Consider the following 26,056-nt stretch of genomic DNA (forward strand, 5'->3'; position numbering starts at 1 on the left):
TCATGCAGAAAGCTAACAACCTGAAAGAATACCGCGAGGACATGCGTGAGTCGCTCGATAACGACTTCCTGCGTACGACCCTCGATAATTTTGCTGTTGCCTACCGCGCCGGACGCGCCAATGCCTTCAAAGACATGGACGTTCGCGGTTTGATCCAGAATATTGCCGATTGCAAGGATGCGGCTGCCGCCAATTACCAGGAACTCTACACCGAGTTCAAGGAAAACGCCGAAGCTGCCGGTATCCATGTCCATTTTGCTAAAACTGCTGATGATGCCAACAAGATCATCGCGCAGATTGCCAAGGACACCAATTGCAAATCCATCGTCAAATCCAAATCCATGACTGCTGAGGAAACCCTCCTCAACCATGATCTGGAAGATGAAGGGTTTGAAGTCATTGAAACCGACCTTGGCGAGTGGATCATCCAGTTGCGTCACGAAGGTCCTTCGCACATGGTTATGCCTGCCATTCACCTTTCACGTCATCAGGTCAAAGACCTGTTCACCGACGTGACCGGCAAACAGCAGGAAGCCGACATCGAAAAACTGGTCAAGGTCGCTCGTCGCGAGCTGCGCCAGAAGTATGTCGATGCTGACATGGGTATCACCGGTGCCAACTTCGCCATCGCCGAAACCGGCGGTATCGGACTGGTCACCAACGAAGGTAACGCCCGTCTTGTTTCCACGTTGCCTCGTGTACACGTTGCGCTCATGGGTATTGATAAGCTGCTGCCCAAGCTGCATGACGCGCTGCGCATCCTCAAGGTGCTGCCGCGTAACGCCACCGGTCAGCAGATCACGTCTTACGTGACATGGATCACCGGTGCCAACGAGTGTCTGGCCTGCGAAGATGACAAAAAAGAAATTCACTACGTTGTTCTGGATAACGGCCGCTCCGAGCTGATCGAAGATCCGTTGTTCTCTCAGGTCAACCGCTGTGTCCGTTGTGGCGCTTGCGCCAACGTCTGCCCGGTTTACCGGTTGGTCGGCGGTCACAAGATGGGCCACATCTATATCGGTGCCATCGGTTTGATTCTGACCTACTTCTTCCACGGGAAGGAGAAAGCCAAGAACATCGTTCAGAACTGCATCAACTGCGAAGCGTGTAAGGATATTTGTGCCGGTGGCATTGATCTGCCGCGACTCATCAAAGCCATTCACGCCCAGATCATGGAAGAAGACGGCAGCCCGCTGCCTCAGCGCCTCCTGAGCTCTGTGCTCAAGAACCGCAAGCTCTTCCACACACTGCTGCGTACAGCCAAGTGGGGCCAGAAGCCCATTGCGGAAAAAGACGGATACATTCGTCATCTGCCGATGATCTTTGCCAAGGAGCACGGGTTCCGCGCACTGCCGACTGTTGCCGAAGAACCATTTCGCGATTGGTGGGAAAAGAACCGTCCATACGTGGACAAGCCCAAGCACCGTGTGGCGCTGTTCTCCGGTTGCGTGCAGGACTTCGTCTACCCTGAACAGATGCAGGCTGCTGTCAAAGTATTCGCCGACAACGATGTCGACATGGAATACCCCATGGAACAGTCCTGCTGCGGACTTCCCGTCCAGATGATGGGTGAGATGAAAGTCTCCCGTGATGTTGCCGTGCAGAACCTCCGCGCTTTTGAGACCGGAGCATACGACTACATCATCACGCTGTGTGCATCGTGTGCAGCCCACCTCAAGCACAACTATGCCAAGCTGGTCATGGACAAGCCTGCGCTGAAGATGAAGGCAGATGAGTTCGCCTCCAAGGTGATCGATTACTCGTCCTTCGTGAATGATGTGCTCAAGGTCAAGAAATCCGACTTCCGCGAAGTGGGAACCAAGGCCACCTACCACGCGCCGTGTCACCTGTGCCGCGGACTGGATGTTCACGATGCTCCTCGCGACCTGATCAAGAAGGGTGGTATGGAGTACGTCGAGTGCGCAGAAGAGGAAGTCTGCTGCGGATTCGGTGGAACCTTCTCCATGAAGTTCCCTGAGCTTTCATCCGAGCTGCTGAACAAGAAGCTTGGCAATGTGGAAGAAACAGGCGCTTCGGTGCTGCTGACCGATTGCCCGGGTTGCATCATGCAGCTGCGCGGCGGTCTCAAGAAACGTGGTTCCAAGATTCAGGTTCGCCACGTGGCTGAAGTTCTGGCCGATAACAAAAAGTAACCTTCACCCTGTCATACATGAGGCACTCACTTTAGGTTGGACCGCAATCCCTCGAAGCAACTGCCACGCTTCCTCCTAAGATGAACAGCCTTCATGTCGGTTCCCCGCCCGCTGCGGGGCGGGGAACCATATATTTCTGGACAGCTCAAGAACAGGCGGGTACGGACTTGTTCGGTATAAACAGCTGAATATAAAGGATAGGATGAAAATGAATACTAATCAGATTCCGTATCTAAAACGCTTCGTCGTACTCTCTTTCTCCACATTTCTTCTCGTTGGCATTGTCGCCACTTTCTGTCTCTATCAGTTTGCCGATGTATCCTGGATCGCTCCGGCGGTTCTTTTTGGTGTTTTGACTGCATTTGGTCTGCTTGGTGTTGCCCTGACCTATTTCCTGGGAAGTGGTCTGGTTAAGCCTCTTAAGAATATCGTCAGCTATACGGCTAATATTCTGGATGGAAATTATCGCAAGGCCGATGACGAGATGGTTACCAAAACCATCCCCGGACTCGGTGATATGGTGGGAGAGTTGGCCGCCCAATTCAAGGAACGGCTGGGTTTTTCCCGGTCAGTACTCGAAGGGCTTCCTGTGCCTGTCTGTATTGTCGACACCGAGGAACGCATTACTTTTCTGAATCGTGAATGTCTGGAGATGCTTGGTTCTCACGAAGATCCCAAGTCATACTACGGTAAAATGATTTCCCAGATATTCTACAAGGATGACCGCAAATCGCTCATTGGCACCTGTATGGAGGAGAACTCTCGCGTTACGGGACGCGATGCTGTTTTCAAGCATGCCGATGGCTCTGATATCAATGCTATTTTGAATCTGTTCCCTTTGACAGATGTCGAGGACATGGTCATTGGCGGTTGTTGTCTCTATCTCGATACGACAGTGCTCAAGAAGCGCGAGCAGGAGATCGTTTGTCAGAACGAGCGCATTGCCAAAGCGGCCAGTGAAGCGACCCTTGTTTCCGAAGAACTGGCAGCAGCAGCGTCGCAACTGGAATCCCTGGTGAGTGAGGCGCAAACCGGTGCCTGCATGCAAACAGATCGTACTTCCGAAACTGCCACGGCAATGGAAGAAATGAATGCAACCGTGCTGGAGGTTGCCCGTCATGCGCAGGAAGCGGCGGAGAATGCCGATGATGCGCGTACGCAGGCTGAAGCTGGTTCGCAGATCGTGACCGATGTCGTTTCATCCATTGAAGAAGTTGCCTCTCATGCGAATGAATTGAAGGCTTCCATGGAGGAACTGGATAAGAGCGCAGATGGTATTGGAACGGTTTTGAGCGTTATCGAGGATATTGCCGATCAAACGAATTTACTCGCCCTGAATGCCGCCATTGAGGCTGCTCGTGCAGGCGAGGCTGGGCGTGGTTTTGCGGTTGTTGCTGATGAAGTACGCAAACTGGCAGAGAAGACCATGCAGGCGACCAGCGAAGTGCATGAGGCCATCACCAGAATTCAGGGTGGTGCCCGTAACAATGTGCATGCTACCGAGATCGCAGTCAGCTCCGTACAGAAGAGCACGGAAAATGCTCATCGTTCGGGTGAGGCGCTGAAGCGTATTGTCATGGTGGCCGAATCCACAGCTGATCAGGTGCGGGCTATTGCAACGGCTGCAGAGCAGCAGTCTGCGACGAGTGATGAAATCAATAGAGCAACTGCCGATGTGACTCGTGTTTGTAATGAAACGGATTCACTTATGAATGAGGCCACTGAATCCATCACCAGGCTTTCAAAATTGGCATCGAAATTGTCAACCGTAATACGCGATATGCAGTAACCGGCATACAAAAGTCGTATTTTGGGGTGACAATAACGTAATGTGTGATTATATATAGTAGTGTGGAGATGTATCTACTGCCCGAGCATCTTCGCAACTGATTGAAAAGGCAGAAATTGTAAAGAGAGTCGCGTTGTGGTCAGACATATCGTCATGTGGACGTTGAAAGAGGAAGTGGACGGTGTTCCTGCAAAAGAGAATGCCGCAAAGATGAAAGAAATGCTCGAAGCGCTGAACGGTCGAATCGACGGATTGCGTCACCTTGAAGTGAGTTACGACATCGTAGCAGCTGAACCTGAATGTCATATTGTGTTGTGTTCCGAGCATGATGATGTGGATGCCTTGAATCATTATCAGGGCCATCCTGAGCACCAGGCATGTGTTGCCTTCGTCAAGACGGTTGTTACCGGCCGTAAGGCACTGGACTATCAAGTCTGATAAAAAACCGGGGTGGTATACGCTGGTTTTAGAAAGCCATGGTTCGACGTGATTGTCGGTGCTCGTGACAAGGTGGGACGACGTTACGAAAGGAGAAAACCATGTCAATGCGTTTTGATCAGGACCGTAAAAGGATTATTTGTCGTTGGGAAGAGCCTGTTAAAGTCGTGATGAACAAGAAGGAAGGGGTCATCAACCGTTCCCGCATGATCACGGTGAAAGTGAATGACAACGGCAAGCTCAACAGCAAGGATATCCGGCGGCACAAGAAGCACCCCATGTTTCCCTATATCAATCGTTTTAATAACATGCTCAATAATTATGAGTGCTTCCCTCAGTGCGAGGGCCAGTATAAGTGCGCCGTCTGCGGCGAGGAGCATAGTGTCAGTCCGTTTTTTGATACGAACACACAGTCCATCCTCTGGTTGTGCAGAGATCACCTTGCCAGTTCGCCTTCAATGGATGAGTGAGAGAAATCGACTCGCTATTAAAAAGCCTGCTTAGTTTTCATAGCAGGCTTTTTTTATTGATTATCATTAATATTGTCGAGAAAGAGAGTAAGCTAATACGATACGTGTGATTGTGATAACCCTGTAAAACTGATAGTGATTCAGTATGAATGATACTTTATTGTTTGCCGATGAGCAGGACGATTCCACCACTGCGGCTGGAGAGCTTTCCGGTAGCACGTGGAAAGTGCTCATTGTCGACGATCAACCGGACGTACATAATGTTACCAAGCTCGTACTGGAGGGATACACCTTTCAGGGGCGGCAGGTAACCTGTTTGAGCGCCTACTCCGGTGCAGAGGCAAAGCAATTGATCCTCGACCATCCTGACGCTGCCGTGGTGCTCCTTGATGTTGTCATGGAAACGAGAAAGGCCGGGCTGGAGGTCGCGGAGTATATCCGGTCGACAGTACGAAATCAGCTTCTGCGCATCATTCTTCGCACCGGGCAGGCTGGCGAGGCTCCCGAACGTGATGTCGTCACCCAGCTTGATATCAACGATTACCGGCAAAAGACCGAACTCACGGCGGATCGCCTGATTACTGCGGTAACCACGGCTATCCGGTCATACCGTGATCTCAAGGTCATTAATGACTCCAGGCGAGGGTTACACCTGTTGGCGATGTCCATTGCGCATCAAGTGCGTAACAGGACCATCGCCATAGCTGGTTTTGCCAATATCATTCGCCGTAAAGAGCTTCCTGAAGGTGTGGAGGAGTACCTGGAGACCATACTTGAGGAGTCGGCCAAACTGGAAGGCATGGTTAATGATGTCACCAGTTTTGCCTCGGTACATATGAAAGAAGTTAGCGCGTGCAATGTGCGCGAGTTGCTTGAGCGTGCCATGGAGCGTGTGGAACAGGGGCTTGATGCATCGCACAATATACAATGGAAGCTGATGACGCCAGATCAGTCCATTTTGGTTGACCCTGAACTGTTTGTTGAAGCAATGGGGGCAATTTTGGATAACTGTGTCGACTTCAGTGGAAATACCCCGACCATTGAAATAACCGTTCACCCTGAACGATTGTCATGCATGATCGAGATAGTAGACTATGGAACAGGGATCAGTCAGGCTGATTTGCCGTTTGTGTATGACCCATTTTTTACTCGTAAACCGGATGGCTCTGGCATGGGCTTGTGCATCGTGCGCCGTGTGGCCATGGAACACCAGTGGGATGTGGCAATCAACTCGGTCGAAGGAAAGGGGACGACTGTCAAAGTGGTCATTCCCCGTAGGGAAATGACTGGGGTTGACTAATGGCCAAGTGTACTGATTCTTGTCTCTTATTGGGTAACGATTGATGCAAAAGCTGCTGTTGGTATTTTGTGTGCTCGGGTTGGCGCTGGCCCCTTTCCCGTATGTGGCGGATGCCGAGGATAAGAAAGTCGTTCTCGCCTCGTTGTACTGGCCTCCATATACAGGGCAGGAGTTGCCGGCAGAAGGAGCTTCGACTCGTGTTGTAAGACAGGCCTTCAAAGCAATGGGGTATGAGCTTGAAATACGTTTCTTTCCCTGGAGCAGGGCCATCGACGAATTCGTGAATGATCCTGAGATTGATGGGTATTTTCCTGAGTATCCAGGACGTGAAAATCAATTTTCATATTCCGAGATAATAGGGGAAAGCTCCCTCGGTTTTGCCAAGCTCAAAAAACGTGAGATTCAGTGGACTACCATGGATGACCTTGAATCCTACCTGATTGGTACTGTCAGAGGGTACCTCAACACCCCGGAATTCGATTCCATGGTCACAAAAGGCCGTATCCGTACTGATGAAGCGGTTTCCGACATTTTCAACCTCAGAAAGGTCGTTGCCGGAAGAGTTGATATGGGAGTTGTTGACAGCAACACGTTCAATTATCTGCTGTTGAATGATTATCTCCTGTATTCCCACCGCCACGATTTGCATGTCATGCAAAAGCTCATGGGCGTGCTGAGTCTTCACGTGTGTTTTCGCAAAGACATGCATGGTGAATCTCTCAGGAAGGTTCTTGATGAGGGGTTGACCCATGTTTCATTTCAAAAGATCCAACGAGAGTATATCGAACGATATTTTTCATTGGATTAACAAGCTGGGACAATAGTGACAGTCGAAGATCGATGTAGAGTGGTTTCATAAACTCTGGATCAACCGTTGACGCAAAAAAGAAAGGCCGCCGATTTGACATCGGCGGCCTTGTTTATTTCCAGAGTTTGCCAGTTCTACAGGAAGTAGTAGGTGGCAATAAGACCGGTAATGGACATGGTGATGGTGTACGGGAATGCGTGCATAACCATACGGCCGTAAGAGAGCCTGATGACCGGTGCCAGAGCAGAGGTCAGGAGGAACAGGAATGCGGCTTGTCCGTTAGGGGTTGCAACAGACGGGATGTTGGTACCCGTGTTGATGGATACAGCGAGCTTATCGAACTGTAACATGGTCTCGGCAACCTGAGTCTGAATACCCTGCGGGAGGGTGGCGATGACATCTGCACGATGTACATTGGCATCGGTCAGCTTGGCCATCAGAGCTTCACCGGTCATGCCGATGCCGGGAATGGCATCAAGCACCTTGATGAAGTGCAGCTTGGTTTCCGAGATGTAGACGGTAGCAACGAAGACGTTGTCCGAGATCATGGAGAGCACGCCGTTGGCAATGTAGTAGGCAGCCATCTGAGTTTGTCCCTTCAGCGCCAGAACGACATCCATGACCGGTTTGAAGAGGTGTTGGTCATGAATTACGCCGACGATGGCAAAGAAGACAACCAGCAGGGCGGTGAAGGGCAGAGCCTCTTCAAACGCGGGGCCAAGCTGATGCTCATCGATGAAGCCGTTGAAGGAAGTGAGCAGGACGATGACGGAAAGACCGATGATACCGACTTCGGCGAGGTGCAGCCCAAGTGCGACAATCAGCCAGATACCGACGAGAGCCTGGATAACGAGCTTTGCCTTACCGGCCATGCCGCGTTTTTCTTCCATTTTGATGGCGGTTTCAAGCAGGTGAGAACGGATGTTACCCGGCATTTCCACGCCGTATCCGAATATCTTGAACTTCTCGACCAGAACACAGGTCAACAGACCGATCGCGAGAACCGGCATGGAGACAGGAGCTACCTGGAGGAAGAAGGGCACAAAGTGCCAGCCCATTTCAGAGCCGATGAGCAGGTTCTGGGGTTCACCAACGATGGTGCAGACACCACCGAGGGCAGTACCGACAGCACCGTGCATCATCAGGTTGCGCAGGAATGCGCGGAACTGCTGAAGCTCTGCACGCTGTGTTTCCTTGACAGTGGTGTCGGAGCACAGATCGTGTTCGCATTGCATGGTCTTACCAGATGCAAAGCGGTGGTATACGTTATAAAAACCATACGCTACAGCGATGATAACCGCAGTAACAGTAAGTGCGTCCAGGAAGGCGGACAGGAAGGCACCTGCGAAGCTGAAAAGCAGCGAGATCAGGATTTTTGAACGCACCTTTGTGAGGATGCGTGTAAAGGTGAACTGCAGGAAGTCCTTCATGAAGTAAATGCCTGCGACCATGAAGATCAGCAGCAGGATTACCTCAAAGTTGGCCTCGGCCTCGTGATACACGGTGGCTGGAGACGTCAATCCAAGGAACACGGCTTGAATGGCGAGAAGACCACCAGCGGGAAGCGGGTAGCACTTGAGTGCCATAGCAAGCGTGAAAATGAATTCTCCGATCAATACCCAACCTGCAACGAAGGGACCGACCGTGAACATGAGAATAGGGTTAAGTACAAGAAAACTAAGAATAGTCAGCTTGTACCAGTTCGGCGCATTGCCAAGGAAGTTTTTGCCGAAGGCCTGTGTCAGTGTTTGAGCCATTGTGGGTTTCTCCTCAACTCAGTTGATTTCCGAAACGGCGAGTCGTGACGATTACTAGCCGCCGATAGTCATGGCGGGATACATGCCAGCATCCGGGCCGCTCTGGAACGGCTGTAGAATGTTGAAGCATGCATCCTGAGTCTTCTGGGCATGGCCGCGAGTCTCGTCCGTTCCATCATAGAAAGCACCATTCTCCTCCAGAATGTGCTGAATACGATGACGGAACGCATCGACAAACGCTTTGCCGTCGCCCTTGAATGTGGCGTTGCCTAATTTTACGTCAGTAGCTTTGGCCAGGTCATCCAGATTCACACTCTGGGTTTCCAGGTCAGCCTGCTTAGTAACATATCCCCAGACAGCCGAGTTCTCAGGTATCGTAATTGGCTCTACTGCGTCAATGATAGTATGCGGCATTATAATGGAATCGCGACCGATTGTGATACGATTTTCGTCGGTGCCGTGGACAAACGAGTTGAATCCGACAAAGACATTTCGTCCACTTGTGGTGTTGATGACCTTCCCCCCGTGAGCGGTGACGTTGCCACCCTCATATGTGGAATTCTTGATGTAGCAGTTTTCCTGAGCGTTTGCGCCTTCGCCAATGGACGAGTTCTCGATGTGGGCGCGCTGGGCGATCAGTGCATTCTTGCCGATGGTGCAATCGCCTTTGATAACTGCGTAGGGGGAAACGTATGAACCTTCTGCTTCATTGCCGTGCATTTGTTCGAGCTGCACGGTGGAGTAGATGGGAACGAAATCTTCTTTGAACTCATCCACATAGTCGATGAATTTACCGGAAAGCTTGCCATTCTCGTCCAGTTTCACATACTGCTCGACCACCCCTTCAGGGTACACGTAATTGAACTCAAACAGACCGTTGGCTTTGACCCAAACGCGGCCAGGTTCAATGGTCTGGCGGGAAAGGTCGCCAGCCTGGACGTAAGAGTAGTCGCCGACCACGCAATTGTGCATGACGGACAGGTCTACAGTGGAGAAGGGGCCGAGATAAACGCCTTCCGTCGTGGTCCCATGGATGTTTGAGTAATGCATGGCAACCGTGTTCAGGATGCGGAAAACTTCCGGAACTTCAGGGTTCTTCGAGTGGTTGTGAACAAGGGTTTTGCAAAGGAATGAATTGATGATGCGAATAACTTCATCATAGAAAAGTTTGGTTTTGACACCATTGAATTCCACGACGTCGCCTTTGCGTTTCAGTTCGTCGCCGCGAACATCTGATTTGTACAGGACCGAACGATCAACTTGAGTTTTGCCAAGCATATAGGTCCCGGCAAGGTTGGAATGGGTAAATTTGAAACTGATCGGATGATCCTCGGTCAGTGCGTAGAATGCATAGTATTGCAGGTGGCGCTCACGCGGGATGGCGTTCTTGAGCAGGTTGCGGACATCAATACCCATGGGCTTGAGGTTTACGTTAACTCGGGCCGTGATATGATCAAAGAGTGCTTCAAGTTTTTCCATGATCTTACTCTGGGTTAGATTGTGTATTCAGAAACGGCTGCTCATCGCGCACGATGAGCAGCCGTTTTACTATTACATTATATTAAACTGAGGCTGTTAGCCTCCGACAGGCAAGGTTACGGGCATGCCCATAAGCGGCCAGATGATGTAACATGCAATGCCTGTAAACACCATAAGCAGAATGGACGCCGGAATACCCCAGCCGAAGAACTCACCAGTGGTGAACTGTCCGGAGTCGTAGGCGATGGCGTTGGGAGCCGCGCCGACCAACAGGAGGAACGGCATACCGGCAACGACCAGCGAAGCGTACAGAATGACTTCGGGAGCAACGCCGAGGTACGGCGCGATAACGAGTGCTACCGGTAGTGATATCGCAATTGCCGCCACGTTCATGATGAAGTTTGTCATCATCATGACGAAGAAGGCGATGGACATGACGAATACGAACCAGTTGGCATCGGAGAACAGGACCAGCCAGTTAACGGCCATCCACTTTGCAGCGCCGGTTTCCCACAGACAGAAGCCGATGGACATGGCACCTGCGAAAAGCAGAATGATGTTCCAGGGGATATCCTCAAGGTCTTTAAGATCAAGAATCTTGAAGACAAAGAAGAGAACAGAGGAACACAGAATGATGGCGGTTTTGTCGACAGCTTTGAGGGCAGGAACAAAAGCGCGCAGAGACATGATGGTGATGACAGCGCCTACGATGACCGCAGCCATGATCTCATCACGGGTGAGAGATCCCATTTTGGCGTTCAGCTCGCGAGCCTTTTCACGAAGACCGGGGATACGGTCTTTCTCAGGCTTCATGACGATCATGAAGAAGCCCCACAGCAGGAAGGTCATACCCCATCCGATGGGGAACATGTAGTAGCTCAGCTCGAAGAAGCCGATGTCGACGTTGATGATTTCCTTGTAGAAACCGAGAGCAACGGCACCGCGTGCTGCACCGAGCAGGGTGACGATCGAACCAGCACCGGCAACGTAAGCCATGCCGATGAAAAGACCCTTACCAAACTTGGTAGGCTTGTCACCCTCACCGTACAGGGCGTAGATCGCCAAAAGCAGCGGATAGATGGTTGCTGCAACAGCGGTGTGAGCCATGATGTGTGTCAGAGCTGCTGTGACGACGAATACACCAAGATAGATCATCGAGGTTCGCTCGCCAACGACATCAAGCATCTTGTAGGCCAACCGTTTGGTCAGGCCGGTCTTGGTGAAGACCAGGCCGATCATGATGGAGGCAAAGATGAACAGTACCGACGGGTCCATGAAGTCCTTGAACGCCACTTTAGCGGGACGGATCAGGAACATGACCTGCAGGATACCGATCATCAGAGAGGTGATGCCGATGGGGACGACTTCAAAGACCCACCATGTTCCGGCAAGCAGGAAAACGGCGATGGCGCCTTTCCCTTCAGGGGTGAGAACAAAGTGTTTGCCGTTGGGGTCAATGGCATCGGGCCATTGTGGACAGAAATATACAAATGCGAACAGGGCGACACCTGTCAGCATGAAAACGAGGCGTTTCCAATCGAAATCGGGTTTGGCTGCCTGTGCTGCTTCCATGATAAACTCCTCAATTTATCTCGATTTTATAGTTCAGCAACGCAGGTCAGCATACGCTTTTTGACCTCGTTGAAAACATCGTTAAGGCGGATGACGCCGGTGATGGTGCCGTTGGCACGGACGAAAATTGGTTGATGAGCGCCGACAATGTAGCGATGCATGGCCTGGTCGATGTCGTCATCTTCGTTGAGGTATTCCCCTTTTGCAGGGATATGCATGGCTTCTCCGGCCTTGATGCCAACACCGCGTTTGCATATCTCGTGCAGAGAGTCGCCCCAGAGGTTGTACTCTTTGAAGAGGTCGGCCACGTAGCGGCGTGAAAGAACATCCGAATCGAGATCTTTGTTGTTCAGGTTCTTGTAGTTCGGCTCCAGCGCAACGAGGATGTCCGTCATGGTCAGGACGCCTTCAAGGTCGCCTTCATTGTTCACGACAAACACATCGCGGTGTCCGCTGTCGTTCAATACATTGACGACGTCTGCCAGTGAGGCATCCTTGTCGACCGTCTTGTATTCTCCGACAGGGATCATCAGGTCTTTTACTTTCATCTAACTTCCTCCCAAGAAGTTTCGTTTACACTCATGACAAGACGCCGCTCTCGTTTGGAATTCGATATTGGGCGCGTCTTCGTAAACATCACACCTGTTGGCTTTTGGACCACCGGACCGAACCCCTTCGGTCCGGTGGTACCAAACTCCCAGCGACGCCTGCACATCACTCACTGGATGGTCTGCCGTCTGCGAACGACAGGAAAGCGCCGATGAATCCAAGCACATTGAAAAAGCAAAGTGCTATGAGGAAACACCTAAAGTTATAGATAGCAATTGATTGTTTGCGTCAAGAAATGGATGTGAAAAAAAGTGCAAGCACGATTTGAAACAAAATGAAACAAAATGAACGGGTCTTGTTGTTTCAATGTGAAACGATAAGAAACATTTTGATTAGTAGTAGTATTGACCGCTTGAAAGGGTGCCACCAAGGAAGGCTTCCAAAATGATATCGACAGGGCCGCAAATATCATCAAGAACGCGGATGCCTTTCCATTCGAGGAATTCAAAAAATTCCTTTTCTATGCCAGCACAGATCACGGTTTCTATGCTTTCATTGATGGCAAGGCGGCACATGGATTCGCCGGATGGAGCATCAAGTACAACGACGCGCTCATCGATTCGCCCCATGGCGCTGGTCTCACGAGTGATGGTTACGATCAGGGCTTCGCTGGCCATGTCGAAGCGGGGGGCGAGTTCGTTGTCGTGAAGAGGGATCAGTGTTTTTGCCATTGAAATGCTCCTACTCGATGCCGAAATGTTTCATCTTGCGCCACAGGGTGGAACGCCCCCAGCCGAGCATCTCTGCTGCCTGTTTCTTTTTGCCCCCGGATTTCGTCAGCGCATCCAGGATCATTTTACGCTGTACATCTTCCCAGCGCTCTGGAGGTGGTGTCTTGATGTCGCTTGGGCCGGTGGGGGGAGCTGAAGCCAGTGGTTCCGGCAGTCCCGGTCCCTGCAATATGTACCCGGGAAGGTGCCGCATGCGTATCACTTTGCCGTCACAGAAGTTGACGGCGTATTCCACGAGGTTGCGGAGTTCGCGGACATTGCCGGGGAATGAATAGGATTGAAGAAGTTTTTCCGTGTTTTTTGAAAACCCTTCCAGCGATTTGCCAAAACGCACCTGGAACATTTTGAGAAAGTGGTCCATGAGTAGAAGGAGGTCTTCCCCTCGGTCGCGCAGGGGCGGTAGCTGGAGGCGAATGACATTGAGTCTGTAAAGTAGGTCCTGTCGAAACTGATTGCGGCTGACCATGCCCTCAAGATTGTGCAAAGTCGCCGCCATGATGCGTACGTCGGTACGTACTCCTTTGGCAGATCCAACCGGATGAACGACATGGTCATCCATGTAGGAAAGCAGTTTGCTCTGCAAAGCATAGGGGAGGTCACCTATTTCAGAAATGAACAGTGTGCCGCCATGGGCCATGCGGAGGCGACCCGGCTTGTCATGGTCGGCTCCGGGCAGGGCGTTTTTGATGTGCCCGAATAGTTCGGACTCAAGGAGGTCTTCTGGAAGTGCGCCGCAATTGACCTTGATGAACGGTCCGTCAGCGCGGTCTGACTCATTGTGAATCTCTTCGGCGAGCATATCCTTGCCCGTGCCTGTCTCACCGGTAATGAGCACCGGTGAGTCGGTCTGGGCAATGGATGGGGTCATGGCAAAAAGTTTACGTATTTTGGGGCTGCGGCCTACCAGTTCGCCGAAGCCGAAGACGCTGCCTGAAGTCTCGTCCAGCAGATGCGCGGCTCCAGGAGTGATGCTTTCGATGATGGCCTTGAGTTGACCTGAGCTGTCCAGAAGTGGGGCAACAGTCAGACGAACGAAAATCTTTTCCCGAGACCGGCTGACGATATTCGCGTCAACACTACGGCTCGTCTTTTTTGCCCACCCGGCCAGAACTGGGCAGCCGTTGGTGCAGTAGTCGCAACGCAACGCATGCATGCAATGGAGACCGGCGGCTCGTTCTCCGTTCAGCCCGGTGATTGTTTCATAGGGCTTGTTGACAAGCAGCACCTTGCCGCTGTGATCCATGACAGCCACGCCAATAGGGAGCTCGTCGAGCAGCGCATTCATGCCTTCCAGGTCGGAGAGCAGGCTGGTGAGTAGCGAAGGGTTCACGGTGGGCATTGAGCGGCTCCGGTATGTTGAGCCCCGGCAGCGAGGCTTGGTTGCCGTGAATCATAATGAAACGTTTTGCCTAACGCAATCCCGTATTCTCGTGTCGTCGCGCCATGTTAATCCGTGACTGTCTCCGCATCCACCGAGGATTGCTTCGTGAATTGTTCCGTGTAGAGCACTTTGTAATAATCGCACCGCTCCAGGAGTTCCTCATGGGTGCCGACATCGACTATTTCGCCATTCTGCATGACAACGATTCTGTCCGAGTTGATGACAGTTGAGAGTCTATGGGCAATGACGATGGAAGTACGGTCGCTCATGAGATTCTCAAGTGCTTTCTGGACAATTCGCTCGGACTTGGTGTCCAGCGCACTGGTAGCCTCGTCGAGGATGAGCAGTGGCGGGTTCTTGACCAGTGCTCGGGCAATGGTCAATCGCTGCTTCTGTCCACCGGACAGCTTGACGCCGCGCTCACCGACAACCGTGTCGTATCCGTTAGGGAGATCCACAATGAATTCGTGCGCATACGCTGCCTGAGCAGCCGTTTCCACTACGGATTGATCAACGTCTGCATTTCCGTAGGCGATGTTGTCACGGATGGACTTATTGAAAAGGAAGGTATCCTGGGAAACGATACCGATACTGCGACGCAGCGTGCCGATGTCGTACTCCTTGATGGAAGTACCATTTATCAGGATGTCTCCATCGGTGATCTCGTAAAACTTGGGTATAAGGTTCGCCAGTGTTGTTTTGCCGGAACCGCTATGCCCAACGAGGGCAACCTGCTGATTCTTCTTTACATCAAGTGACAGGTTTTTGATGACCAGGTTTGATGTGGAAGGATAGGCAAAGTTCAGGTCCTTGATTTCAAGTCCTTCAAACGACTCATTGAATTGAACTTTTCCGCTTTCTTCTCTGGTTACTTCTGGAGAATCGAGCAGACTGAATACACGTTCGGCACTCGCCAGTGAGCGCTGAATGGTCTTGTTCGAGTTGTTGATCTTCTTGATTGGATCATACAGCATGATCAGCGAGGCCATGAAGGAGAAAAAGGTTCCGGGAGTTCCGACACCGTCGAGTACCTGCTTGCCGCCATACCAAAGCACGAGGCTTGCAGCGAGGCCACCGATCAGTTCCATGATTCTGGTTGAAATTTCGCTATAGAGAATCTGCTTTTTGGAAAGGCGGACGATGTTGTGGCTCTCGTCGTAAAAGTTCCGCGTTTCCTCATTTTCCATGTTGAAAGCCTTAATGACGCGAATACCGGAAAGGCGCTCCTGGGTCAGCGAGTTGATGTCAGCAGACTGTATTTGCATTTTTCTGCCCAGCTTGCGTAATTTTTTACCGAAAAGAATGATGGGATAAATCGTCAAAGGCAATGTGATTGCTGCCCATATCGCCAGCTTCCAATTCATATACAATATGACGCCAAGCAGGCCGAAGCAGGTGATGAATTCCCGGATAAGCATAACCACAGCAGGAATACTATTCCTGACTTCAGCCACGTCGCCAAGTATGCGCGACATCAACATGCCGACCTGTGATTCCTCGAAGTAGCTGAGAGGCAGGTGGACAATTTTCTTGAACATATCATTTCGCAGTTGCTCAAGAACAAGGTAGCCGGTCATATTCATCAGGTAGGATTGCAGAAAACGAAAGATACCTTTGCCGACGATGAGGGCAAAAAAACCGATGGGGATCAGGAGGAGGGCAGTTCTGTCCTGATTGATGAACATTTCATCCATGGCCGGTTTGACCAGATAGGCCGTGCCGGCGTTTGCTCCTGATACTGCAAAAATGGAGAGGAAGCCGATAAGGACCTTTCCTTTGTGTGGCAGGAAATATGAAAGACACCGTTTGAGCAGGTATTTATTGTCAAAAGTTTCTAAGTTGTTGAGATTGTATTTGTTTTTACTCATGAGATAGGCCTCCGTGAGTACATAGATTTTAATATGTATTGATAACGCCAGACATAGGTAATGCAATGAGTACTGTTTTACAAGAGGACCTTGTCATGCGGAATATGTCTTAAAGGTAAACTGTCTGAAATCGATTAAAATCTGTGAGAAATCGTATACTAAAGAGTTGAGACATCGCTGCCGCAACTCTTATCGTCAAAAGATAGCAAAGAGAAGACTCGGCATCTTTTATTTTGCGCCGCATTGTCAACTATTTATTAAGAAAAGAAATGTATATTCCAAAATTATTATAAATGGTAATCTACGTTTTTTGTCACGTTGGTTGCCCTAGGCTTTTTTTCGAAAAAAGTCTTTTATTGCGCTTTCCCCCGAAATTCGGACCACCGGTTAAAGTGGAATCTGCGTCCTTAAACCGATAAGGAAGGACGTATGACAAAGAGCAACAAAAGACGGAAGCATTCGGATAAGTTCAAGGCCAAGGTCGCGCTGGAAGCTATCCGTGGCGTGAAAACGTTGGCGCAGTTGGCTGCGGAGTACAAAGTGCATCCCAACCAGATATCCACCTGGAAAAGGCAGCTCCTTGAAAATGCCGAAGGAATCTTTTCCGGTGGCAAGAAAGCCAAGAGCCAGGAGGAGGTCACCGCACCTTTGTTCGAGGAGATCGGTCGGCTCAAGATGGATATCAAGTGGCTTGAAAAAAAGTTGTAAGCCTGCCGCTTGAGGTACGCCGCCAGTGGATCAAACCGGATCGGGAGTATTCCATCCGGCGGCAATGCAAGTTGGCAGGCATTTCCCGCTCGGGGTTTTACTACAAACCTGCAGCCGAGTCCGATGAGAACTTGGCCTTGATGCGTCTCATCGACGAGCAGTATCTGCGTCAGCCGGATTACGGCTCGCCGCGCATGACGGATTGGCTGAAGACACAAGGCCATCAGATCAACCACAAGCGAGTTGAGCGACTGATGCAGCTGATGGGCTTGCAAGCGATTACTCCAGGGCCGCATACGAGTGTCCCCAACCCGGAGCATCCCGTGTTTCCTTATCTGCTGAAAGGAGTTGCCATTGAGCGAAAGAATCAAGTCTGGAGTGCTGACATCACCTACATCCCCATGCAGCGCGGCTTTCTGTATCTGGTGGCAGTGATTGACTGGTGGAGCCGATTCGTATTGGCTTGGGAACTGTCAAATTCCATGGACAGTTCGTTTTGCGTGGACGCACTGAGCAAGGCATTGCGCATCTCCACGCCAGAGATGTTCAATACGGACCAGGGAGCGCAATTCACGAGCCGTGAATTTACCGGCGTTTTGCAGAGCAAGGGCATTGCAATCAGCATGGACGGCAAAGGCCGTGCAATCGACAACGTATTTATCGAGCGGTTGTGGTGGACGGTGAAATACGAGGATGTTTACCCCAAGGCGTATTCTGATGGAATCGAGCTATACCATGGGCTTACGCGCTATTTTCGGTATTACAACGAAGAGCGCGGACATTCGTCGTTGGACAAAAGAACTCCCGCTGCCGTATACAGAGGCAACCTGAATGTTCATTGACTTGGCTCGCAGCCGTTGCTCCGCTCCGCCCTCGGCCCTTCGGGCCGCCCCTGCGGGGACGGGCTACGCTCCACAACGGCTGCGGCGAACCGCCTCCACGGAGGCACAAACTCGGACGCAGGACTCCACCTTAAAATGGCCGATCAGTGGTCCAAAGGATGGGGGGAGGCGCATATACAAACTATTAAATAATATGTCGTCATCTCTACAAAAGCAAGAAAAAGGCAATGTACAGAGAAAATTGTTAGTAATAACCGATCAATTGAGTGTGTGGTGTTATCACGTACTCGAAATGATCACCGAAAATCTGAAGTTCTACCTGGCGGTGAATCCTGCCAAATAGAAAGATGTAGCTGTCTGAACGCTTACCCTACTACGAACCGATAGGCGAATTTCCGGCCAACCTGATCCTTATGCAGCGAACCGATGAGTTGTTTATGGAGCTGCCGTTTTTCGACTCCAGACAAATACGTAATATCCTCAGGATGAGGGATAGCGGGCCGGTCTGGGGACGACGTCTGATGCGCAAAAAGGGCCTGATGGCGATTTATAAAAAACCAAATATGAGCCATCCGTATCAGCAACATTAGACGTATTCGCATTTGCTGCAGTACAACGCGGTAACTAAGTCCAGTCATGTTTGGAGTGCCAGTATCACATATGTCCCCGTCAAATGAGGCTTATTCTACCTTGTGGCGATTATGGACTGGGACAGGCTAAAAAAACGGCCCTTCCGCACCTGCCAGCTTTAGCTGTTCCACGAAACCAGCAGCCTTACGCCGTTGAATTTTTTACTCTTTTTTCAGAACATAGAAGATCGTCTCCATATGGGCCAAATTGTCCAGTTGAAACAATTTGAATGCTTTCATGGCGAGTCCAAGGAGGCGTGAACTGTGATGCACTTCATAGTATTTGATAGATTTATCCGTCAGCAACGATGCTCGGCGTCTGTCGGCAACAGAAAAACCAAGGTTCAAGAAAAGTTGATCCAGTGATGTGTCAGAGAAGAAGGATATGTGGAAGTATGACCAAGGTTCGATTCCGCACAATGTACGCAGTTTGTGGAAGAAGCGGAATCGGGTCGAATCTGGAACAGAAATGATCAGCACGCCGCCCTTTTTCAATAACCTTCTGAGGCTCGTTAATATTTCAGCAGGGTTAGGAACATGTTCAAGGACGCTGACCATGACGATGATGTCAAAGTAGCCATCCATGGTATCGAAAGGGGAGCATGTATCTAAATCCTCAGCTCTAAGGCATAAAGATCTTTCGGGATCGAGATTTAGTTCATCAATACTTCGCTCAAGATCGGCCGGAACTGGCTCGATACCCCAATATTCGCCGACCTTGGGCAAAATGAGGCGAGTGAGCGGGCCACGGCCAAGGCCGACTTCAAACACCTTGGGCTTGTCGAAGGAGCTGGCCACTTCACCGACCTGACGGGCAATGCGCATATTCTCTTGCTTACGCCAGTCAAGATAAACGACCTCGGCCTCCGGGGATCCCCAGAATTCTTCCTTGTCCCTATCCTCTTCGTCGGTCACGGTATGAATGAATGATTCGTGTGGGTATACAAAATGAAAATTGCAGGATTCACAGTAGTGAACATGTTGCTCAATATTCGAATGCTTGCCAAAGTAAGTGGTCTGGTTCTTCTTGCACAAGGGGCAGAGCGCCTTGGTCGATGTCATTTCTATAACCTCTTATTCGATGTATATTCAGTGGGTGCCCTATACACAGTGGTAGCTAATTGTCCTTTTCGAAGACGTAGAGGGTGTTGAGCCCAAACATGAAACCTTGTTTGAGGCTGAGCTTGTACCCGCATTCCTTGAAAAGTTGGATGATATACTCTGGAGTCAGGCCCATATCTTCCTCCTCCATGCCCCGCTCGTGCTGGTCTTTGTCCCACCAAGCCAACTTGTGCCGTATGATGCCCACAAAGGGATTGATCATCGTTATCACGATCCTTCCGTCCTCGGTGAGGATTCGTCCGGCTTCCTTTAGAACCGCGTGGCGGATACTGACCGGGACATGATTCAGGCAGGCGACGAATGAGACCGTGTCAAAAGAAGCGTCGTCAAACGGAAGATCGGATGTGTCCTCGACGATCATCGCTCCACCTCCGAAGTCATAAACATCAATGCCAATCGCTTTGTTGCCAGTGGCATTGCTGTATATTGCTGTCATTTCGTTGTCTCCGCAACCGATATCAGCGAGTTTGCCTTTGGTGTTATTGAGTACCATCGTAAAACGTTCGACGAGCATATCCGTCAGACCGAGCACCTTCAGGATAGACGGGGAAAGAAAGATGCGGGGAATAGTGCCAATAAAGTCATAGATGGTCTGTGCCGTGGACTTCTCCCCGAATACGACTTTTTCTCCGTTGTGGGTGGCGATTTTGGTTATATTCATGCTGCAAGTTCCTTTTGTTGGCTTAGGTGTCATAAATGGTGTCCGCTGAATCGGATACAGACATTGTGACACGGTTATTGCCCTTTATAATAAAAAAAACAAAGGGCTGTAACAGATAATTAGCCCATGTGTTTTTTTACCCACTGTCTCAATGTCCTAAATTAACTTTTCTGGTTACTGTTGTTGAAACGCCACTCACATTCCTTCAAAAAGAGATGAAAAAGTTTGGGAGGAATACCGTTGATTTTTTTCATGTGGCGTTTGGATTGGTACCAAAAGTTTTTGATCCCATTAATCTGTTTCTGGCTGCCGGCAAACAGTCTGGAGTGCTTAATCCTGTTGTGGTTCCATTTTCCAACAATGAAAGTAAAAGCCCGTATAATTGTATCAATTCCATATCGAATCCTACAGGCTATTGATGATGTTTATTCTGTCGTATTCCATTTTTTTGGTGTTATCCTGAATGTTCGCTGCAAAACACCCAATACTTAGCCAAAAAATATGAGAGTGTAGTGGTTAAGCAAGCAGAAAGGATTGATGTAAAAACAAAACTAAGATGCGCTACCTCATAAAAAAAGAACGTTGTCAGTTGCATGAAAATTATATTTATTAAAGACCGCAAAGCGTATCTCGGGATACTTCGCACATGGCTTATATTTGAGCGAAATGTAAATTTCCTATTGAGCACATAAGCTACAACTATCTGAATACAATTGGCTATCAGAGTTGAGACTGAGGGCGTTAATCCTAGATGATACAACACATTGCTAATGACAAAGAAAATGATAATAAGAATGATCCCAACAAAAATATATCGAACTAATTCATATAAGTTCTTCTTAAGAAACTCTGTCATTTTTTAGCGCAACCAAGTTTTGAGAACTGTGCGTAGGAAGAATAAACCGTATTTTAGGTCTTTTCCTTTTTTGCTCTCCCCATAACTTCTATTTTTTACGGATATAGGAACTTCTAAAATATAAGACCCACTTTTTGCGGATTCGATGATCAATTCCGCGGTGTGATACTGACTTTGGAGGAGTTCCCATTCCTGCAATTTATTACATCGAATTGCTCTAAACCCAGAAGCGCAGTCTGTGATTTTTGTACCTTGTAAGAAGTTTATCAACCAGTTGAAAACAAACAGTCCTATCGACCGGATAGTACTAACCTTTTCAAAGTCACCCATATGACGGGATCCAATTACTAGGTCAGCATCCTCTTGTACTATTGCACTTACAAGACTTTCTATATCATTAGGGTTGTGTTGGTTGTCTGCATCCATTGTTACAACAATGCTCGCATGGTTACGAATTGCCAGTGCAAACCCTGTCAGCAAAGCAACTCCTCCTCCAAAGTTGGTTGGTAACGATGCGAACGAGGTAGCTTGTGATCTGGCAACGTCCAAAGTGTTGTCTGTGCTGCCATCATCGATAATCACAGGAATAACATCTAAGCCACAAACTTCACTCGGTATTTTAGGAAGCAATTCTTTAAGGTTATCCTCTTCATTCAGCGCAGGGATAACGACCCAAACGGAATTAGGCTTCAAGTCAACCATTGGACAAAAGTTGTTACATCCAAGACCGACAGCCAATCTATTCAGGGTTTGCTTAGTTTTGGTATTTTTTGATCGTTCCCAAAAAAAAAGCACAAACAAAATTAGCAGGCCAATAAGCTGGAGGGCTATTATGCGACCAGCTTCGACATTGTTAAGAGATAGTAGAGTTGCGGGAAGTGTTGTTATTGTTGGTAGTGCCGAGATGGACACAAGTCCGATACTGAGTAACATCGGCAAAAACAAACTTCCCCTTACCTGTCTTTTTTGACGTCTTTTTTTCAAAAGAAAAAAGAGTGCAATGACGCCTACTAATAAACCAAAAAAACGTAACCCAATCATATTATATCAATCTTGTTGGTGGTTAACACGGTAAAGAGCCAAGCGTAAGCTAGGAGCATCGTCAATAGCAACTAAAGAAAATTGATTACCAAAACGATCAACAAATCGTGATGGAAAAAGTTCGTCGAGAGTATTACCAGTTCGCCATACAGCTAAAAAGTCAGCATCTAAAGGAGTCCTCCTAGCATTAATTATATCGATTGATGCTGAAAAAGGGTCGTTTGTAAACAAATTCTCCATGCGTTGAGGGTGTTCTCTAGGTAACACCTCAAGGACATTATGTTTTCGTGCTGACAGTTTGGTCCATAGGGACCCGTATGTAGTATCGGTTGCTATCGTAGAAGTTGATGGATATTGATCAAAAACATGGCTTCGATCTATCTTGTATCTAATTAAAGCTCTTTGGGTATATCCCTCGGTGAGCAGTGCTTTGCCTATACGGCCTAAAGAGGAGTTTGCAACAAGGAATACAGTAAAGCATAAGAAGGCTATTGCTAGAACGCCCTTTTTTCCCTTCTTCTGGAGACTAATCCAAACGTCATTTTTAATAAAAACAGTGATTAAGAAGGCGTATAAAACAAAGAATAGTACATAAGTCCCTGGACGTGTCGTCCATCCTTTTTGCAGAATTAAGGCGAGTTGAAGAAAAAAGCCGACAGTTGTGAAGAGATACAAGCGTTTCGCTTGAAAGCGAACCGAACCGAATAATATCGAAGCAACTCCTAATAAATATACAATTACCGAATTTTGTTTATTCAGTTTGCCGTATTGTTCTGCTAAAAGATCAGCAAAAGAAGGTATAATTCGCGAGTGTTCTGAATAGAAAAAACCCATACCACCTTGAATACTGAAATAGCTGACTACTCCAAAGGTAAAAGAAGAAGTGAGCAAGAATCCATTTTTAACGTAGCTTTTTAAGTCTTTTGTACTATTTAAAAGAAGTGGCCAAATCGGAAGGAAAATAACAGTTTGATTGCGTATCCAAAAAGAGGCACCTAGTATAAGTCCTATCAAAAAGGGGTGCTTATTTTTGACGATAGTTAAGTAAAGGCACCAGGAAATGACTAAAATGAATGGAACCTCAGACAACGGGCGAGTTAGTGAAGAGGTAAATGTATATGAAGCAGAAAGGAAAAGACATGTTACAGTTGCCCACACTTCTCCTAAGTAGAATTCGAAGATTCGAAAGAAAAAATACAAGGTCCCCAAGAAGCAGGGAATCCCTAAAACCAAAGTTATTATATATGGTTCATTAATACCTGATAATTTGGCTATAAGCCCAACTAGAATACTAAAACCGTTATTTGCGTATGCTCCAGACAATGCGGCGGAACCGTAATCCCAAAAGTCGAGCCCAACTCGTATGTAGTTTGCTATATCAACGCGATCATGTATACCTTTAAGGCATTTACCCCAAAAAGCAACCAAGGAATATACTGCCAACATCATTAGCAAATGACGCCGTTGAAAATTGAAACTCAAGCTTTTGCAAAAGGGTATTCCTACCATTTGCTTTTTCCTAATATTACATCTCGTTTAATTGTATCCGCATGTTCAGCGACAATTTCAAACATCCTGATCAAGACGTCTTCTGTAAGGTAGTGGGGTTTGACACCAAGTGAGACTAAGGCTTGATAGTTCGGATTATAGTAATGATCCTCTGCTTCAATTCGTGGATTGGGCACGTTCTGTATTTGTGTGTTGTAGCCTAGCTTTCTTCCTACTGATACAACCATTTCAGCCAATTCATTGACTGAAAATGTTTCCATTATCTGGTTATAAATCAGCATTTCTCCAGGCTTGGGTGGGGTCAAGGCGGCTTTTTCTACACATTGAAGTGTATCTTTAATATTAAGATAACCCCGAGTTTGACCACCTTTCCCATATACAGTCAGTGGGTGCTCGATGACGGCCTGTACTATGAATCTGTTAATTATTGTCCCAAAAAACTCATCGTAATTGAATATTGTTTTTAATCGAGGATTGATAATAGTTTGGTCTGTTTCGATGCCATAGACAGGACCTTGCATCAAGTCTGTTACTTTAAGATCCCACATACGGACTCCAAACCAAAGTAAGTCTGTGTCCAATATTTTTGTTGTGTGATAAAGAGAGCTGGCTTGTCGGGGGAAAAGAAACCGATCCGAACGGCCTTTATGCTGTATGTCGAGCCAACCTTCTTCAATGTCTATATTAGGTGTGCCATACTCTCCCATAGTGCCGAGCTTTACCAGATGGGTTGATGGTGAGAGATCCCTTATGGCGAACATGAGGTTGTTGGTGACTCGCAGATTGTTTATCAGCGTTTCATCGGCTGTTTCATAAGTCAACATTGAATAAGGTGCAGAAGGTTGCTCTGCATAGTGAATAACCACATCTGGAGGCCCATCAAATGAAGAATCAATAGCCCATTGATATTTTACTCTTCCATTGAAAAGAGAACGCATACATTTAGGCTCAGCCAAATCACATATGACTGTTTTTATTTCATATCCAGATAGTTCATGCCAGATTTGAGCCCGCTGATTAAACGTAGGGACAGGATAAAGCATGCCCACATCCAACCTGTCACAGGTGTGCCTACGAAAATAGTTGTCTACAGCTGTGACTTCATGGCCAAGTGATGAAAAAAGGAGCGCTGTCGGCCATCCTAGATAGCCATCTGCCCCAAGGATTAAAACTCGCATTTTTTCTCCGGTACTAACTAATCGATTTGATCTAGCAGACCATTTTCTTCCAAAAAGTGGAGCAACTCGTCATAAGTAAGCTGTTTTTCGTATTCTGAATTATAGGCATTAGACACAGATTCTGCGATCATGCTACTATAGGTGTAATCAATCTTTTTAAAGTTGCTGAGAATTGCAGGTTTTACAACAAAGTAATCTTCCAACTCAATGGTCCTGCGCGTTTCTTCACTGGTCATCAACTCTTCGTAGAGTTTTTCTCCAGGTTTTGATCCAATATTGACAATTTTTATATCATTGGGGTGATAGCCATAACGTGGAGCCAAAGCCTCAATCATTACTCTTGCTAGTAGCGCGACACTGATCGTAGGCATCTTGGTTACAAAAACCTCTCCCCCCCGAGCTAGCCCTATTGAGTTGATAACGAGATTTACGCTTTGTCGGATTGACATTATAAACCTTGTCATCCGCTCATCGGTCAGCGTGACTGGACCACCTTGCTTAATTTGCTGGTGAAAAAGAGGTATAACTGAGCCATGTGACCCTAGAACATTTCCAAACCGGGTGGAGGCAAACACTGTTTGACTCGAATCAATATTTGCAGCTGAAATGAGTCGTTCACCCATGAGTTTAGAAGCACCCATAACGCTGGTCGGGTTAACTGCTTTGTCTGAACTGGTGAATACAACCTTTTTAACGTTGTTGTAGATAGCAGCTTTAATTACGTTATTTACACCTATAATGTTTGTTTGGATAGCATCATTAGGAGACTGCTCACACAGGATTACATGTTTGTAAGCAGCTGTATGAATTACTAGGTCAATTCCTTTGAAGCGACTTTGTAATGTGTCTGCATCGCGCATGTCGCACAAAAAGAATGAAATATCATTTCGGTCGCGGTACTTCTCTTTGAGCGAAAAGAGTGCACTTTCATTATTATCTAATACAACAAGTTGGTCTATAGAGTGTTCAGTTGAGAATTGTCTTATAAGTTCCCTGCCGACAGTTCCACATCCCCCAGTCAACAAGATTTTCGTATTTTTGAACATTCTTTCTCCGAAATTAAGCATACAACACCAAGCTGATAGCGCAACGAATTACATCTTGTGTAGCTTTTTGATGTTGTCATATTTAGAATAATTGGTGAGTTGACGATAT

22 protein-coding genes and 1 pseudogene are annotated in these 26,056 nt (G+C 48.3%); 8 read left to right on the forward strand and 15 right to left on the reverse strand.

What is annotated here, in order from left to right:
* Window positions 1-2: 2 nt before the first annotated feature.
* From ldhH to DPRO_RS18680, 6 genes are all read left to right on the forward strand, one after another.
* Window positions 3-2,153 (forward strand): L-lactate dehydrogenase (quinone) large subunit LdhH, encoded by a 2,151-nt coding sequence (gene ldhH, locus DPRO_RS18655; protein WP_097013431.1) that lies wholly within the window; start codon window positions 3-5, stop codon window positions 2,151-2,153.
* Window positions 2,154-2,361: 208 nt separating this feature from the next.
* Window positions 2,362-3,942, forward strand: coding sequence for a methyl-accepting chemotaxis protein (locus DPRO_RS18660; protein ID WP_097013432.1), 1,581 nt, complete (start codon window positions 2,362-2,364; stop codon window positions 3,940-3,942).
* Window positions 3,943-4,077: 135 nt separating this feature from the next.
* Window positions 4,078-4,380 (forward strand): Dabb family protein, encoded by a 303-nt coding sequence (locus DPRO_RS18665; protein WP_097013433.1) that lies wholly within the window; start codon window positions 4,078-4,080, stop codon window positions 4,378-4,380.
* Window positions 4,381-4,481: 101 nt separating this feature from the next.
* Window positions 4,482-4,850 carry a hypothetical protein gene (locus tag DPRO_RS18670; protein ID WP_097013434.1) on the forward strand — a complete coding sequence of 123 codons (369 nt, stop codon included), beginning with the start codon at window positions 4,482-4,484 and terminating at the stop codon, window positions 4,848-4,850.
* 145 nt (window positions 4,851-4,995) lie between these two features.
* A complete protein-coding gene (locus DPRO_RS18675) occupies window positions 4,996-6,150 on the forward strand; it encodes a hybrid sensor histidine kinase/response regulator (protein ID WP_097013435.1) in 1,155 nt (384 codons plus the stop codon).
* Window positions 6,151-6,193: 43 nt separating this feature from the next.
* Window positions 6,194-6,958: a substrate-binding periplasmic protein gene (locus DPRO_RS18680; RefSeq protein WP_097013436.1), complete on the forward strand. Its 765-nt coding sequence runs from the start codon at window positions 6,194-6,196 to the stop codon at window positions 6,956-6,958.
* Window positions 6,959-7,092: 134 nt separating this feature from the next.
* Here DPRO_RS18680 and nhaB read toward each other — a convergent pair whose 3' ends face one another.
* The 7 genes from nhaB to DPRO_RS18715 all read right to left on the reverse strand — a co-directional run bounded on the left by nhaB (window position 7,093) and on the right by DPRO_RS18715 (window position 16,355).
* Window positions 7,093-8,715 carry a sodium/proton antiporter NhaB gene (gene nhaB / locus DPRO_RS18685; protein WP_097013437.1) on the reverse strand — a complete coding sequence of 541 codons (1,623 nt, stop codon included), beginning with the start codon at window positions 8,713-8,715 and terminating at the stop codon, window positions 7,093-7,095.
* 54 nt (window positions 8,716-8,769) lie between these two features.
* A complete protein-coding gene (locus tag DPRO_RS18690; RefSeq protein ID WP_097013438.1) occupies window positions 8,770-10,194 on the reverse strand; it encodes a transferase in 1,425 nt (474 codons plus the stop codon).
* A 96-nt stretch (window positions 10,195-10,290) separates the two neighbouring features.
* Complete coding sequence (locus DPRO_RS18695) at window positions 10,291-11,766, reverse strand: SLC13 family permease (RefSeq protein WP_097013439.1); 1,476 nt, start codon at window positions 11,764-11,766, stop codon at window positions 10,291-10,293.
* A gap of 26 nt (window positions 11,767-11,792) precedes the next feature.
* Window positions 11,793-12,314 (reverse strand): CBS domain-containing protein, encoded by a 522-nt coding sequence (locus DPRO_RS18700; RefSeq protein ID WP_097013440.1) that lies wholly within the window; start codon window positions 12,312-12,314, stop codon window positions 11,793-11,795.
* A gap of 393 nt (window positions 12,315-12,707) precedes the next feature.
* Window positions 12,708-13,046: a NifB/NifX family molybdenum-iron cluster-binding protein gene (locus DPRO_RS18705; RefSeq protein WP_097013441.1), complete on the reverse strand. Its 339-nt coding sequence runs from the start codon at window positions 13,044-13,046 to the stop codon at window positions 12,708-12,710.
* A gap of 10 nt (window positions 13,047-13,056) precedes the next feature.
* Window positions 13,057-14,445: a sigma-54 interaction domain-containing protein gene (locus DPRO_RS18710; protein WP_097013442.1), complete on the reverse strand. Its 1,389-nt coding sequence runs from the start codon at window positions 14,443-14,445 to the stop codon at window positions 13,057-13,059.
* 107 nt (window positions 14,446-14,552) lie between these two features.
* Window positions 14,553-16,355: an ABC transporter ATP-binding protein gene (locus DPRO_RS18715; protein ID WP_097013443.1), complete on the reverse strand. Its 1,803-nt coding sequence runs from the start codon at window positions 16,353-16,355 to the stop codon at window positions 14,553-14,555.
* Window positions 16,356-16,784: 429 nt separating this feature from the next.
* Between DPRO_RS18715 and DPRO_RS18720 the strand changes: the two genes are divergently transcribed.
* Window positions 16,785-17,905, forward strand: a protein-coding gene (locus DPRO_RS18720; protein WP_456154009.1) for an IS3 family transposase whose coding sequence is annotated in 2 segments (ribosomal slippage) — window positions 16,785-17,060 and window positions 17,063-17,905 — 1,119 coding nt in all. Because the reading frame shifts where the segments join, the coding sequence is not laid out codon by codon here.
* A gap of 413 nt (window positions 17,906-18,318) precedes the next feature.
* A complete protein-coding gene (locus DPRO_RS20280; RefSeq protein WP_162291199.1) occupies window positions 18,319-18,495 on the forward strand; it encodes a hypothetical protein in 177 nt (58 codons plus the stop codon).
* A 201-nt stretch (window positions 18,496-18,696) separates the two neighbouring features.
* On the opposite strand, the gene DPRO_RS18730 is transcribed toward DPRO_RS20280, so the two are convergent.
* From DPRO_RS18730 to DPRO_RS18760, 8 genes and pseudogenes are all read right to left on the reverse strand, one after another.
* Complete coding sequence (locus DPRO_RS18730) at window positions 18,697-19,449, reverse strand: class I SAM-dependent methyltransferase (protein ID WP_162291200.1); 753 nt, start codon at window positions 19,447-19,449, stop codon at window positions 18,697-18,699.
* 202 nt (window positions 19,450-19,651) lie between these two features.
* Window positions 19,652-20,317: a class I SAM-dependent methyltransferase gene (locus DPRO_RS18735; protein ID WP_157917564.1), complete on the reverse strand. Its 666-nt coding sequence runs from the start codon at window positions 20,315-20,317 to the stop codon at window positions 19,652-19,654.
* Window positions 20,318-20,478: 161 nt separating this feature from the next.
* Window positions 20,479-20,676: pseudogene (locus tag DPRO_RS20785) on the reverse strand (IS1595 family transposase); the annotation flags it as partial.
* A gap of 95 nt (window positions 20,677-20,771) precedes the next feature.
* Window positions 20,772-21,173 carry a GtrA family protein gene (locus DPRO_RS20790; RefSeq protein WP_097013447.1) on the reverse strand — a complete coding sequence of 134 codons (402 nt, stop codon included), beginning with the start codon at window positions 21,171-21,173 and terminating at the stop codon, window positions 20,772-20,774.
* A 3-nt stretch (window positions 21,174-21,176) separates the two neighbouring features.
* Complete coding sequence (locus tag DPRO_RS18745) at window positions 21,177-22,214, reverse strand: glycosyltransferase family 2 protein (RefSeq protein WP_097013448.1); 1,038 nt, start codon at window positions 22,212-22,214, stop codon at window positions 21,177-21,179.
* A 6-nt stretch (window positions 22,215-22,220) separates the two neighbouring features.
* On the reverse strand, window positions 22,221-23,663 hold the full coding sequence (locus tag DPRO_RS18750) for a hypothetical protein (RefSeq protein WP_162291201.1): 1,443 nt from the start codon (window positions 23,661-23,663) through the stop codon (window positions 22,221-22,223).
* Window positions 23,664-23,716: 53 nt separating this feature from the next.
* Window positions 23,717-24,901, reverse strand: a complete 1,185-nt coding sequence (locus tag DPRO_RS18755; RefSeq protein ID WP_097013450.1) for an NAD-dependent epimerase/dehydratase family protein — start codon at window positions 24,899-24,901, stop codon at window positions 23,717-23,719.
* Window positions 24,902-24,918: 17 nt separating this feature from the next.
* Window positions 24,919-25,947, reverse strand: coding sequence for an SDR family NAD(P)-dependent oxidoreductase (locus DPRO_RS18760; protein WP_232005649.1), 1,029 nt, complete (start codon window positions 25,945-25,947; stop codon window positions 24,919-24,921).
* Window positions 25,948-26,056 lie beyond the last annotated feature (109 nt).

Origin of the sequence: Pseudodesulfovibrio profundus (assembly GCF_900217235.1) — a bacterium.
GTDB classification, from domain to species: domain Bacteria; phylum Desulfobacterota; class Desulfovibrionia; order Desulfovibrionales; family Desulfovibrionaceae; genus Pseudodesulfovibrio; species Pseudodesulfovibrio profundus.